Annotated in this window: 11 protein-coding genes; 7 read left to right on the forward strand and 4 right to left on the reverse strand. The window is 57.9% G+C overall.

Going from position 1 to position 12,983, the window contains the following annotated elements; all coding sequences use genetic code 11:
- Window positions 1–43 precede the first annotated feature (43 nt).
- The 6 genes from pcaD (at window position 44) to I9182_RS10895 (ending at window position 5,679) form a co-directional block, all read left to right on the forward strand.
- The gene (pcaD, locus tag I9182_RS10870) at window positions 44–832 is read left to right on the forward strand and encodes a 3-oxoadipate enol-lactonase (protein WP_209598233.1); all 789 of its coding nucleotides are present in this window, start codon (window positions 44–46) and stop codon (window positions 830–832) included.
- Window positions 833–844: 12 nt separating this feature from the next.
- A complete protein-coding gene (locus tag I9182_RS10875) occupies window positions 845–1,561 on the forward strand; it encodes an alpha/beta fold hydrolase (protein ID WP_209598234.1) in 717 nt (238 codons plus the stop codon).
- Window positions 1,562–1,647: 86 nt separating this feature from the next.
- Window positions 1,648–2,847, forward strand: a complete 1,200-nt coding sequence (locus I9182_RS10880; RefSeq protein WP_209598235.1) for a TCR/Tet family MFS transporter — start codon at window positions 1,648–1,650, stop codon at window positions 2,845–2,847.
- An 82-nt stretch (window positions 2,848–2,929) separates the two neighbouring features.
- A complete protein-coding gene (locus I9182_RS10885) occupies window positions 2,930–4,024 on the forward strand; it encodes a Zn-dependent alcohol dehydrogenase (RefSeq protein ID WP_209598236.1) in 1,095 nt (364 codons plus the stop codon).
- 23 nt (window positions 4,025–4,047) lie between these two features.
- A complete protein-coding gene (locus tag I9182_RS10890; RefSeq protein ID WP_209598237.1) occupies window positions 4,048–5,280 on the forward strand; it encodes a mandelate racemase/muconate lactonizing enzyme family protein in 1,233 nt (410 codons plus the stop codon).
- A gap of 111 nt (window positions 5,281–5,391) precedes the next feature.
- Window positions 5,392–5,679 carry a metalloregulator ArsR/SmtB family transcription factor gene (locus I9182_RS10895; RefSeq protein WP_209505346.1) on the forward strand — a complete coding sequence of 96 codons (288 nt, stop codon included), beginning with the start codon at window positions 5,392–5,394 and terminating at the stop codon, window positions 5,677–5,679.
- A 6-nt stretch (window positions 5,680–5,685) separates the two neighbouring features.
- Here I9182_RS10895 and I9182_RS10900 read toward each other — a convergent pair whose 3' ends face one another.
- Window positions 5,686–8,739: a cyclic nucleotide-binding domain-containing protein gene (locus I9182_RS10900; protein WP_348540397.1), complete on the reverse strand. Its 3,054-nt coding sequence runs from the start codon at window positions 8,737–8,739 to the stop codon at window positions 5,686–5,688.
- A gap of 157 nt (window positions 8,740–8,896) precedes the next feature.
- On the opposite strand from I9182_RS10900, the gene I9182_RS10905 reads away from it, so the two are divergent.
- The gene (locus I9182_RS10905) at window positions 8,897–9,289 is read left to right on the forward strand and encodes a DUF3307 domain-containing protein (protein ID WP_209598238.1); all 393 of its coding nucleotides are present in this window, start codon (window positions 8,897–8,899) and stop codon (window positions 9,287–9,289) included.
- 179 nt (window positions 9,290–9,468) lie between these two features.
- Here I9182_RS10905 and I9182_RS10910 read toward each other — a convergent pair whose 3' ends face one another.
- The 3 genes from I9182_RS10910 to I9182_RS10920 are packed head-to-tail and all read right to left on the reverse strand — an operon-like array spanning window position 9,469 to window position 12,983.
- Complete coding sequence (locus I9182_RS10910; protein ID WP_209598239.1) at window positions 9,469–10,773, reverse strand: FAD-dependent oxidoreductase; 1,305 nt, start codon at window positions 10,771–10,773, stop codon at window positions 9,469–9,471.
- Entirely contained in the window at window positions 10,770–11,444 is a 675-nt protein-coding gene (locus I9182_RS10915; protein WP_209505343.1) for a TetR/AcrR family transcriptional regulator, read from the reverse strand. Before I9182_RS10915 ends, I9182_RS10910 begins: the two co-directional genes overlap by 4 nt.
- Window positions 11,445–12,983 (reverse strand): trimethylamine methyltransferase family protein, encoded by a 1,539-nt coding sequence (locus I9182_RS10920; RefSeq protein WP_209505342.1) that lies wholly within the window; start codon window positions 12,981–12,983, stop codon window positions 11,445–11,447.

The following is a 12,983-nucleotide window of genomic DNA, read 5'->3' on the forward strand; positions in this document are numbered from 1 at the left end:
TGCAAGTTGCACCTGGAACGCCGGGGCTGCAAGGACCTGAGTCATGATGATCGCTGATCTGGGCGACGTGAAACTGAATTATCGTGTCGATGGTGCGGCGGATGGCGCGCCACTGGTTTTTGCCAACTCATTGGGAACAAACCTGCACCTGTGGGACGCCGTGTTACCGCACTTGCCCAAGGGGTTGCGCATCATCCGGTATGACAAACGCGGACATGGGCAATCCTCGATTCCACCGGCGCCTTATTCTATGGGCGCCCTCATTCGTGATGCCGAGGCACTGCTGGATCACCTGAAGGTTCGCGACTGCGTTTTTGTCGGCCTGTCCATTGGCGGCATGATTGCACAGGGGCTGGCCGTCAAACGTATGGATCAGATACGTGCGCTGGTTCTGTCGAACACCGCTGCCAAAATTGCCACATCCGCAGTTTGGCAGGATAGGATCGACGCCGTGCGTCGCGGTGGGATCGAAGCACTAGCGGACGCCACGATGGAACGCTGGTTTTCCCGTGATTTCTGCGCGGCGCAAGACCACCTGCCATGGCGCGACATGATGGTCAGCCAACCGCTTGACGGGTATCTGGGCTGTTGCGCCGCCATAGCCGGGACCGACTTCTACACACCCACAAGCGGCCTGCGCCTGCCCACGCTTGGCATCGCCGGAAGCGCAGACGGCTCGACCCCGCCCGATCTGGTGCGCGAAACCGTCAACCTGATCCCCGGATCGCGATTCGAACTGATCCGCAGGGCCGGCCATTTGCCCTGTGTCGAGAAACCCGCAGAATACGCAGCAATCCTAACTCGGTTTCTGATCGATATCGGGCATATCTGAAGGAGAACAGCGATGGCGTCTTTCCTGTTGGTCCACGGCTCCTGCCACGGTGCCTGGTGCTGGCGCGATCTGATCCCCGCGCTGGAGGCTTTGGGACACTCTGCCCGGGCCATAGACTTGCCCAGTCATGGGGCGGATCCAACGCCGGTGTCCGAGGTGACACTGGACACTTGCCGCGATGCCGTTCTGAACGCCTGCACACCCGATACGATTGTCGTGGGTCACTCGTGGGGCGGCTATCCGATCAGCGCCGCAGCCGAGGCTCGGCCGGACGCCATGCGCGCTCTGATCTTTCTGTGCGCCTACGTGCCTCACGATGGGCTTTCGCTGGCAGACATGCGCAGACGCGGGCCACGGCAAACCATAGCACACGCAGTGGAAAAATCCGCAGACGGTCTGTCCTACACCGTGTCGGTAGACGCCATCCCCAAGCTATTCTATCACGATTGTCCGGACGATATTCTGCCCTTTGCCTATGCACGCTTGTGCCCACAGGCCATTCGCCCCCAGGAAACACCACTGCCGGTCAGCACCAATTTCAACGAAGTACCCAAGGCCTATATCCGCACCACGGATGACCGAACGATCCCCACGGAATATCAGGCGGACATGTGCGCGTTCATCCCCGAGGAGCTGCGACGAACCATCGACAGTTCGCATTCTCCGTTTTTCTCGCATCCACAGGAACTGGCTGGACTGCTTACCGAATTGGCAAACAAATTCGGGTGATACCGCAGATTGTACGTAAAACTCTGTCTTTCCACATTCGGTGACTGTGCCTAGGGTGCCACGAACAGATCACCTGCCCGAGTCCCATGCGCCTGCCATCACTCTTCATACTCAGCATCGTCATGATCGACGCAATGGGCATTGGTCTGGTGATGCCAATCATGCCGCAACTGATTGTTGATGTGCAGGGCAGCTCGCTTGCCAATGCGGCAATCTGGGGCGGAGTGCTGAGTACCGCTTTTGCGGCGATGCAATTCATCTTTGGTCCAATCCTTGGAAACCTGTCCGACGCCTATGGCCGCAGAACCGTGCTGCTGGTGTCGCTGTTCGTCATGGCGCTTGATTATATGGTCATGGCCGTGGCGGGCAGTATCTGGCTGTTGCTGGCCGGTCGTATTGTCGGCGGTATTACCGCAGCCACGCATTCCACCGCCGCCGCGTTCATGGCGGATATTTCCGATCCCAAGGACAAGGCCGCAAACTTTGGCCTGTTGGGGGCTGCCTTTGGCGTGGGTTTTGTCCTCGGCCCGGTGATCGGCGGATTGCTCAGCGAATATGGAACCCGTGCCCCGTTTTGGGCGGCGGCAGGGTTGGTGGCACTGATCTTTGTCATCGGCTGTTTCGTGATGCCAGAAACCGTAACCGACAAGACCCGGCGCGCCTTCAACTTGCGCCGCGCCAACCCGGTGAATTCGCTGCGCGCCATTGCTGCGCTTCCTGGTATCCGACCATTGTTATGGGTCTACTTCCTGTATTCGGTCTCAATCTACGTCTACCCCGCCATCTGGTCCTTTTTCACCACCGAACGGTTCGGCTGGTCCCCTCAGATGATCGGCCTGTCACTGGGCGTCTATGGGATCGGCATGGCCGTTGTGCAGGGCGGTCTGATCCGTCCCGCAATCCGATTATGCGGAGAACGGGGAGCCATCATCTACGGGATGGGTTTTGAGATCCTCAGTTTCGCAATTTTGGCCTTTCTGACCAACGGGTTCATTGCGCTTTTGTTCATCCCAATCACCGCAATCGGGGCAATCACGACACCAGCACTTCAGGCAATGATGTCCAAAGCGACACCGGATTCGCAGCAAGGAGAGTTGCAAGGCGTGTTGGCCGCACTCCACGCGCTTTCGATGGTAATCTCGCCTCTGGTCATGACCAGCGTATTTGCGCAATTCATTCGGACCGACACACCGCTGTACCTGCCGGGTGCTCCGTTCCTGCTGGCACTGGCGCTGATGCTGGCCGGGTTTGTGTTGTTTCGCCGGTCCCCGCCTGTCGTGGCTTAACAACGACACACACATGACGGTTTCTGCCTTGCGATCAACGCTTTCCCACGCCACCGTGGGGCCAACGGTAATGAGGGAAATTATGCAAACAATCAAAGCCGCAGTCTGCCGGGCATTCGGCGAACCCCTGGTTATCGAAGAGGTTCAGCTAGCACCCCCCGGCACGGGCGAAGTCGAAGTGACGCTGGATGCAGTGGCCATCTGCCATTCAGACATATCCTATGCCGAGGGTGCCTGGGGAGGCTTCCTGCCCGCCGTTTACGGCCACGAAGCCGCAGGTGTGATCTCCGCAGTTGGAGAGGCCGCCGGGGACTTCAGGATTGGCGAGCCCGTGGTTGTGACCCTGATCCGCGCGTGCGGGTCCTGCCCCACCTGTGCCGGAGGGCACCCGACAAATTGCGAAACTTCGTACGACACCGTCAAAGGCCCGCTGAAAACGGCTGAGGGCGAACCGCTGGAGCAGGCCATGGCCTGCGGCGCTTTTGCCGAAAAGGTCGTGGTGAGCCATCGGCAGATCGTCAGGATACCCGAAAGCCTGCCCAAAGACCTGGCCAGCCTTCTGTCTTGCGGGGTGATCACCGGGGTCGGTGCTGCGGTCAACGCCGCCAATTTGCGTCCGGGTCAGGATGTTGTGGTCATCGGCGCTGGTGGTGTTGGCCTGAACGCCATTCAGGGCGCACGGATTGCAGGCGCACGGCGGATCGTGGCCGTGGACATGACAGAAGAAAAACTGGAAATCGCGAAGGAGTTCGGCGCGACCCATGGCGTATTGGCCAGCCTGAAAGAGCCCTGGAAAGCAGCGTTCAAAGCCCTTGGCGGGCGCGGGGCCGATGCGGTTCTGATTACGGTCGGCGCAATCGCCGCCTATGATCAGGCCCCTCGCTATCTTGGCCGCGGCGGCAAGGCCATCATGATCGGAATGCCGCATTCGGGCGGCATGGCCAGCTATGAACCGGTTGTTCTGGCAGCCCTGGGGCAGGGTGTTGTCGGCTCGAAAATGGGTGATGTGGTTATTCAGCGGGACATCCCATGGATGATTGACCTTTATGAGCAGGGTCGGTTGAAACTGGACGAGTTGATCTCGGGCCGCTGGTCGCTGGACCAGATCAACGAGGCCATTGCCGATACCAAAACCGGATCTGCCAAGCGCAACGTGATCCTGTTCGACAGAACCTGATCCCCCGGCTCGGAGGAACTGAGATGAAACTGCAGGATCTCGACATCATCGTCACTGCCCCACCCGCTCCGGGTTGGGGGGGGCGATACTGGATATTGGTCAAACTGACGACAGATACCGGCATCACCGGTTGGGGCGAATGCTATGCCTCGTCCATCGGACCCGAGGCGATGCGCCACGTCATCCGGGATGTGTTCGAACGGCACATGCTGGGCGAGAACCCCGAAAACATCGAGCTCATGTTCCGTCGCGTCTATTCCAGCGGTTTCACGCAGCGCCCCGACCTGACGGTAATGGGCGCATTCTCGGGGTTGGAGATCGCCTGTTGGGATATTCTTGGCAAGGATCGCGACCGCCCGGTTTATGCGCTGCTGGGCGGCAAGGTGAACGAACGAATTCGTGCCTACACGTACCTCTACCCTTTGCCGCATCACAATTTGACCGACTTCTGGACCTCTCCCGAACAAGCGGGCGAAACCGCTGCTGAAATGGTGCGGCGCGGCTATACCGCTGTGAAATTCGACCCGGCAGGCCCCTATACGATCCGTGGCGGCCACATGCCTGCGATGAGTGACATTTCCATGTCCGTCGCCTTTTGTAAGGCAATTCGCGATGCGGTGGGGGACAAGGCCGACCTGCTGTTTGGCACACACGGTCAGTTCAACACGGCTGGAGCCATCCGGCTGGGGCAGGCGCTGGAACCATACCAGCCCCTATGGTTCGAAGAACCCACGCCACCTGATATGATCGAGGACATGGCCCGTGTCGCCCGCAACGTCCGTATCCCCATCGCCACCGGAGAACGCATGACAACCAAGGCCGAGTTCGGAGCCGTTCTGCGCGCCGGGGCTGCGGAAATCCTGCAACCGGCGCTGGGGCGAGCCGGTGGAATCTGGGAGATGAAGAAAGTCGCCGCCATAGCTGAGATATTCAATGCTCAGATGGCGCCACATCTTTATGCAGGACCGGTCGAATGGGCCGCCAATGCCCACCTGGCCGCGTCGATCCCGAACCTGCTGTTGCTGGAAACCATCGAAACACCGTTCCATAATCAGCTTATCAAAGGCTCCATTCAGGTAGAGAATGGCTTCGTGATCGCTCCGACCGGTCCGGGCCTTGGGATCGACATCGACGAAGATCTGGCGCGCGCGCATCCGTATGAAGGTCGGGGCTTGCATCTGCAAATGCAGGAAGAGCCCTGCGATTATGTGAACGGCAATGCTTTTCAGGGCGGTGCCCCTGCAACCGAGGGGTGACAACACAGACGTGTTTGAGGCATATTAACCCAAGATTAATGGTACAACGGTCAGAACGTGACACTCCTAGAAACCGAACCTCAGGCACACACCTCGGACACACCATCAGAAATGAAAGAAAATGCAGCCCGCGCGGCGGCATTTCTCAAGACACTGGCGCATGAAGGGCGCCTGATGATCCTGTGTCACCTTGGGAATGGTGAGAAATCCGTAGGCCAGCTTGAAGACTTGCTGCAATTGCGGCAAGCCGCCGTCAGCCAGATGTTGGCCCGCTTGCGGGAAGAAGGGTTTGTCACCACCCGAAGGGATGGCAAAACGATCTATTATTCGCTGCGCGATGGGAATGCAGCGCAGATGATCGGTCTGCTGTACGAACTGTTTTGCGAGCCTACCAGCTGATCACGCCTAGTTGGACACGTAACCGGCGATCACCTGCATCAGTTTGAACGCGGTTGCCGCATCGTTTTCCACAACGGCCAGGAACTCTTCCTCACCGATCCGAAGGCAGGACAGTTCCGTTTCGGCCACCATACTCAGCGCGCGTGGTTCTTTGCGGATCAGACCAAGTTCGCCCACCAATGCGCCCGGCCCCACGGTGGTTATCAATTGATCGGGGCCATCTTCCTGTGGCAGGTAAAGGCCTGCCTCTCCCTCCAGTACCACATAAGCGCCATCGGTCGGCTGATCATCTTTCAGGAAAACCACCTGACCGGGCTTGGCATCGAACCATTGTGCGCCAAAAGCCAGAAGGCGCAATTGCCGCCGGTCCAGCCCCGAAAACAAGGGGGTCTGCTCCAGCGCGCGAAGTTTCCGCGCCAGGTCTGCTGAAGATGCGCTGTCCTTTCCCACGTCTACCGGTCCTCCGTCCGAGACGACACGACCTTGCCGGATTTCCACGAACATGTCGAATACGTCCGGGTTTTCGAACTGGTCATTGAGGTAGAACACCGTGGCATCCGGCAACAACTCGCGCAGCTTCTTGTAGACCGACACCTGCGTTTTCATGTCGTAACTGGCCAATGCCTGCTCCAGGATCAGGATATCTGGCTTCTTGATTGTCGCGCGGGTAAACGCCAGCGGTTCGGCAAAGACCGCCGGAAGGCCCTGCCCCCCCAAGGCAACCGGAATGTCATAAATCAGCTCGACCACCAAGGGGCGCGCACCGTTCTCCTCCAACACGTCGACAATGACTTTGCGGGCCTCGTCCGATCGCGCGCCACCTATCTGGCTGACCTTGCCGAACAGCGCGTTTTCCATGACCGTCAATCCGGGTGCAAACTCTTCCGGGTCCAGCGGAACAAAAGCGTCCTTGAGGCTTTCCAACAGCTTGTCCGAATGACTCTGCCTCAGTTCCAGAATGCGGTCCTTCAACTCATCCGTGAAAGCCGGTCCAATCTGTTCAGCCGAGACGACGAAAGGCACAGCCAACATACTGGCCAGCTGTTCGTCATCCAGCCCTGACGTTCCCTCTTTGCGGGTTTGTTCAACCAGCTCCACGGCTGCCTCATAGGTCTTTGCATCAAGACCCAGCTTGCGGAACAGCGGATGGTCGGTTCCGTCGAGCCCGAAGATCTGGCGCAGCATCTCGATCACGTCACGGGTCAGGGCGATCAGTGTCTCATCCAGCCCCAGCTCTCGCAACTGCATGAGGAACACCTTCTGCCGGGCAAGCAAGGCCTGTGTCACCGGCACGCGGGGCGTCGCAAAAAGCAGGTTCTCGGCAACAGGCAGCGCCGGGTTGTAAACATTCCGGTCGAAGATGAGCGCTTGCTGTTCAAGACCCGCGTCCTGGACCGCCTTCCGCACAAGCGGGCGAAGCTCGACCAGTTTCCTTGCCAGTTCGCAGTGCTCCGTCGCAACAAAGCTTTGTTCAGCACCACGCCGGAACAGGGCAGCCCCAGACCCCATTCCATCAATCAGTTGCAACCACCAGTCACGCAGCGCCACCGCGTCCTGTAGCCCGGCCAGCGACGGGTCAAGCCATTCCGCCCTGAACGGATCCATGCTGTTTCCAGCCCGCAAGGTCTCGGCAAAATCTGGGTCATCTGTGGATTCAGCCAAAGGTTTGAACCGCATCGGCATCATCACGTTGTCACCCAACGTTCCCTGAAACATCACCGGGCGGGACGTTGCATACCCGATACGTGCGGCCACAACGCCCTGATGCAGGTCTGCCAGGTTCAGATCCCCAACCTGAACCGTACCGGCAGCGGGCAAAATCTCGCGTGTCAGTAACTCCCCCATGGCGCGCCGGTCCTCTTCGCTGGGTGCGGCGATACCAATCGTTTTGCCGCCGGGGAAAGTCAGATTCAGATCATCCAGCACCTGATTGCCGTCCATGTCGCGAACCGAGACGTGCTTTAGCGCTATATCGCCGCTGAGGTGGGGGCGCTCTGCTGGTTCGCCCTCGAACAGCGTTTCGTCCTTCAATCCGGCCGGATCGAAACGGTCAACGACGATATCCCAGCGCAACGACATGTCCTGAGTTTGGTTGTAATAGGTCAGCAGCTCTTTCCAGGGTGAGCTCAGATCCTTGTACGCCGCCAGCGCCGCAACCAACGCCCCCAAAGAAACCGAGCCCTGCAACACCAGAAGGCCACCGATCAGGTAGAACATGAATGGTGTCAGCTGCGAGATGAAGTTGTTTATGAATTTCATAAAGAACTTCTTCTGGTAAATATCAAAGCGGATCGCAAAAAGCCGCCCCAACTGATCAGAGATCATAGCCCGGCGATAACGCCAGCCGCCATTGCTGCGAAGGGTGGACGCCCCTGCCGCGTTTTCTCCGATCTGGGCAGCCAACGACCGTACTTCCTGAATACGTTTCTTGTTCAACAGGTTGATCTGACGTTGCAATTTTGGGATTAACCAGGCCTGCACCGGGATCAGGGCGACTGCGGCCAGTCCGAACCAAAAGCTTTGCAAGAACAGGAAAGAAAGGATGGTGATCATCTGACCGGCTTGCAGAACCGGTTGGCTGATCGCATCGCCCATCAGACCACCCATCGGTTCACTCTCGGCTGTGATCATCGAAACCATTTCGCCCTGGCTGACCCGCTCGAAATAGGGTTGCGGAAAAAGGAGCGCGCGGCTGACCAGCTGATATCGGAACCGCCGCAGCATGCGTTCGCTCAGCACACCCTTCATGGTGTTGATGCGCATTTTCATCAGCCCGTGCGCCAACACGGCAGCAAGGAAAGCAAAACACAAAATAATCAGGAAATTCGTCTGTGAAAGTGTATAACCCCAGACATCCACTTCGGCAGTTGTCGAACCGATTGCGTCGTTGATAATGCGCTTGGGCAATTCCAGCGTAAGATAGAGCAACGGAAACAACGTTGCCGTCACAGCCAGCAGAACTAGCTGGTCGCGCTTTGAGTATTTCCAGATAAAGCGGAAAATCGTGCGTTCTATGGAACCTGCCCCTACTGCTGGCTGATAACGCGGCCCGGATGCCACGCACCCGGATTCAACGGTTTGAATTTACTGCCATACTGACACGATATGCAATTTTTTTCCCACCTGAGAATTTTCTTGATCTTATGTGAACTAGTTCATTTACGCATGGCAGGGTTATTGCCTACAGTTGGTACAGAGCGATATCGGGAGGGTTCTTTTGACTGCCAGTATTGGCGCGGTGTTACTTATGCTTTGCCTTTTTCAGGTCAAGCATATGTTCGCTGACTACTACCTCCAGACACCGAAAATGCTCTCTGGCAGAGGTGAGTATTTTCACCTGGGACGCGCGCAGCACGCAGCAGTACATGTTGCGGGCTCTGTCATCGTGTTTGCCGTGTTTGGCGCTCCGGTATTGTTCATCCTGATTGTCGGACTTCTTGAATGGGTGATTCATTTCAATATCGATTTCTTGAAAGCAAGCTATTCAGACAAGAAACAGCTTGAGCCGACACAGGCCGCGTTCTGGCGTGCGGCTGGGTTAGACCAGTGCCTGCACAATCTGACTTATGTGGCGATGGTCTGGGCCTGGGTGACTTTCGCAGCAGCGTAGCCCGCCAGAATATACCACCCGTTGCACCGATAAGATCGACCGATCACACCCAGAACTTCTGAACAGCAGACAACCGACAGCGGCGCGCCCGGATGTCATGCGCCGAACATCGTGTCGGTCATAGCACGAGGCAAGCTGTTAACCTGCCCCGCTCGACTTTGATCGATGCCAAAACCCGATTAGCCCAGAACCGAAAAACTGCTTTCCTCATTGATCGGGCGCTTGCGTGAGTAAAAGCCCACGTCGATGGTGCGTTTGATATAAGGCAGTTCGAATTGCAGCGGTTCCGCGTCGTGATCCGCTCCGCCTTCGCAATACGCGATCAGTGCCGCCATCATCTTACCTGCAATCGGCGCATTCTTATACTGATTCCCGCTGGACCCACAGGCCATGTAAAACCCCGGCAGGCTGGATTTGTCATAGATCGGAATCCAGTCGGTTGAGGCATCATAAAGGTCGACCACACCCCGCGTTTTCGATGGGATGCCAAGGGAGGGCACGCGCTGCGCATATCGCATGGCCTGCGTGGTCCATTGATTGGTGAATTCACGATTGTAGTTCACATCGTCTTCGCACCACTGATGCGGATCGCATTCCGGGTCCTCAGATCCCACAAGGATGTGATTGCCGTGTTCCGGGCGGCAATAGCAGGCAATGTCGCTGTCCGAGACGATGGTTCCGTCGTTTTCAAAGTCGAACCCTTCCGGGGCAGGGACATGCACGACCTCTTGCCGCAGGGGGCGGGTTTTGATGGTCATGTCATCCAGAACGCCTGCCATCCCATTGATGATAGCCGAGCCCGGCCCGGCCACGTTCACGACAACCCTTGCGCGGATTTCTTCGCCTGAAGCAAGTTTTACACCGGAAACACGTCCATCCTCGGTCAGGATCTCGGTTACTTCGGCACTGGTGCGAACCTCAGCTCCGTGCTGTTTGGCAGCATCCATCAGGTTTTGCGCCGACAAGGCCGGGTCGGTGACGTACCCCGCCTGAGGCCAGTACACTCCACCCGACATCTTTCGCCCGTTGGACTGGCCGAATTCCGGGTCATCCATACGGCGTGCCGGGGCAAAGCTGTCCAGCGAATAAACCGGCAGGCGTTCAACCACTTTATCCCCCGACCATTCTTCGAACGGGCAATCCAGTTCTGATGAATTGCGCATGTGCTTTTCCAGCATCCCGTTCGCCTCGGTCTTCATAACCAGGCAGCCGGTTTCCCTGAACTGAGCCAGATTGGCCCCCTCTGGCAGGTCAAGATAGTCAGCCCAGTCGCGCCAGTAATGATAGCCTTCCCAGGCAAACGCCGTTCCGTCGAAGGTGGAATAGTGCATCCGGATTATCGCGCAGGACCCGGCGGTTGAACCGTGCCCAACCAGTGCGTTACGATCCAGAGACAGGGTTTTCCAGCCCGCCTTGGACATTTCGAACGCAATGGCCGCGCCGATCACACCTGTGCCAATGATGATTGCGTCTGGTTGACTCATGTCGGGTCTCCTTTCCAGTAGCGCCGGGAATATGCGCTGAATTCTTCAACTTCTTCGGGTTTCGGTTCGACGCCCGTAAAGGCGTATAGGTAATGCGGCACCATCGAGATCCGCGTCTCGAAGGGTTCGTTCAATTGTGCAAGGTCATATCCGATCTGCATGTAATACAGCACGCGCGCACGCGTTTCGGACTCGATTTCGGAATAGCCGTATCTGGCGAACATCGCGTGCAAAGCTTCAAGCCGCCGAGTGTCAGACTGATCCAGCGCACGGCGTACTTTGCCCGATTTACGCGCCCAGTCGCGCACGGCAAAGTCCAATGCGGTGTCAAACAAATCCGTGTTGACCACACAACGATGTACGTTGCAGACCGCGCCAGTTATCGTTTCGGCTGGCGCTTCGGCCTGTTTTACAAGTGCAACTGTATTGGTCGCCTGCCACCGCGCCAGCAGTGCATCCAAAAGTTCCTGTCTGGACTTGAAGTACCAGTAGAAGGATGAACGTGACACGGCCATCCGCTCGGCCAGGTTCAGGACCTTGATCTGGTCCACCCCGTCCGAAATCAGCACGTCCATCGCCACGTTCAGCCAATCGTCGCGGGTCACCTTGATATTGCCGATCAGGGGCTCGGCTTCGGGATCATCGCGGTGAAGGATAGGTTTGTTGTTCATTCAACTCTCCGGTGGCGCCCCGCCCTCTGCGGTGCGGCGTGCAATAAAGTCCTGCAAGGCACCAAATCGATCATTGTCTATGGCGGGGGCCTTGAAATCGTTCAGGATACCCTTCCAAACCCCCGTTGCACGGTGGTTGGCATCCGTCGATCCACGCTCGGTCCATGTGCCGAAATTGGCGTAGTCATGGACATGCGGTTGATAGAACTCGGTGGTGTAGCGCTCCATCGTCTGGGGGCAAGCAAAGAAATGACCACCGGGCGCGACCTCACTTAAAGCGGTATCAAAGCCAATTTCGGCGGACCCCGCCTGCGCGCCCGCGCAAAGCTCGGCCACCATGTTCAGCACCTCGGCATCACAGACCAGCTTTTCGAAGGAAACGGTCAATCCCCCTTCCAGCCAGCCCGCTGAATGAATGATCACGGTCGCCCCGGCCATCAGGCAGCCCCAAAGGCCAAACTGGTTTTCATTCGCCGCTTGCACGTCGTTGCTGTTTGACGCCGACCCTGCCGCCGACCGCCAGGGCAGGCCCAGATAACGCGCCAGTTGGCCTGCGGCCAGTGACGCCTGAAAATGTGAGGGCGTCCCGAATGCCGGCGCGCCGGATTTCATGTCCACATTGCTGGTGAACGTGCCATAACAGACCGGAGCGCCCGGTCTGGCCAGCTGCGTCAAAGTTAGCGCAGCAAGCGCCTCGGCATGGGACAGGGTGATTGCCCCGGCCACGGTGATCGGCGCCATCGCCCCCATCAGAGTGAACGGTGTTATGATCGACATCTGACCGTGGCGCGCAAAGTCAATCAGCCCTTGCGCCATGGGAATGTCCAACGTGCGCGGGCTGTTTGTGTTAATGATCGTGTAGCAATGCGCATTGCCCCTGAACTCATCATCCGACAGACCTCGCGCCATGGACAGCATCTCAAAGCAATCCATGACCTGCGGCGTGCCGCGCGAGAAGAAGAACGGGAACTTGTCCGTCAGTTCAACCTGCGCCTGTGTCGTGAAGTAGTGGCGCAAGTGTGTCGGCACGTCCTGAGGTTCAACCTGAGGCGAGATCATCTGGAACACATCGAAATGATGAGTGAGCTTCAGAAACTCCAGATAATCCTGACCCGTCGCCGGGCGACGGCCACGTTCCAGATCGGTTGCGTTCGGTGCGCCTGCCCCTGGTTGAAAAACCAGCGATCCCAGTTCCAGAGTAAAATCCCGATGCCGTGAACCGGCGCGACAAGCGATAGATTTGGGGGCCGAGGAAACAGCAGCCTCAACCATCTCGCGCCCGATAAAGACCATTTCACTGTCTTCATCCATGCGCGCACCACCCTGCTTGAACAGCTTGCGTGCCTCGGGAAGCAAGGTCTTTACACCCAACTCCTCGAGCGTACGCAATGCTGTCTCGTGCATGTTCGCGATCTGGTCAGCCGGGAACACCTCCATCAAAGGGAAAGGGTTCCTGAGCTGGCGATAGTTCACGTCGCGGCTGGGCTGCGGGGCAGCCTCGCCCCCTCGCCTTCGGCGTCGTCGGTCCGGAGCCGTCAT

The sequence above is a fragment of the Ruegeria sp. HKCCSP351 genome, assembly GCF_017872535.1.
In the GTDB taxonomy this organism is placed as follows: Bacteria; Pseudomonadota; Alphaproteobacteria; order Rhodobacterales; family Rhodobacteraceae; genus Ruegeria.

Bases quoted from the DNA above. Each gene is read 5' to 3' on its own strand.
- pcaD (WP_209598233.1), top strand. From the start codon at position 44: ATGATGATCGCTGATCTGGGCGACGTGAAACTGAATTATCGTGTCGAT.
- I9182_RS10875 (WP_209598234.1), top strand. From the start codon at position 845: ATGGCGTCTTTCCTGTTGGTCCACGGCTCCTGCCACGGTGCCTGGTGC.
- I9182_RS10880 (WP_209598235.1), top strand. From the start codon at position 1,648: ATGCGCCTGCCATCACTCTTCATACTCAGCATCGTCATGATCGACGCA.
- I9182_RS10885 (WP_209598236.1), top strand. From the start codon at position 2,930: ATGCAAACAATCAAAGCCGCAGTCTGCCGGGCATTCGGCGAACCCCTG.
- I9182_RS10890 (WP_209598237.1), top strand. From the start codon at position 4,048: ATGAAACTGCAGGATCTCGACATCATCGTCACTGCCCCACCCGCTCCG.
- I9182_RS10895 (WP_209505346.1), top strand. From the start codon at position 5,392: ATGAAAGAAAATGCAGCCCGCGCGGCGGCATTTCTCAAGACACTGGCG.
- I9182_RS10910 (WP_209598239.1), bottom strand. From the start codon at position 10,773: ATGAGTCAACCAGACGCAATCATCATTGGCACAGGTGTGATCGGCGCG.
- I9182_RS10915 (WP_209505343.1), bottom strand. From the start codon at position 11,444: ATGAACAACAAACCTATCCTTCACCGCGATGATCCCGAAGCCGAGCCC.
- I9182_RS10920 (WP_209505342.1), bottom strand. From the start codon at position 12,983: ATGACGGCTCCGGACCGACGACGCCGAAGGCGAGGGGGCGAGGCTGCC.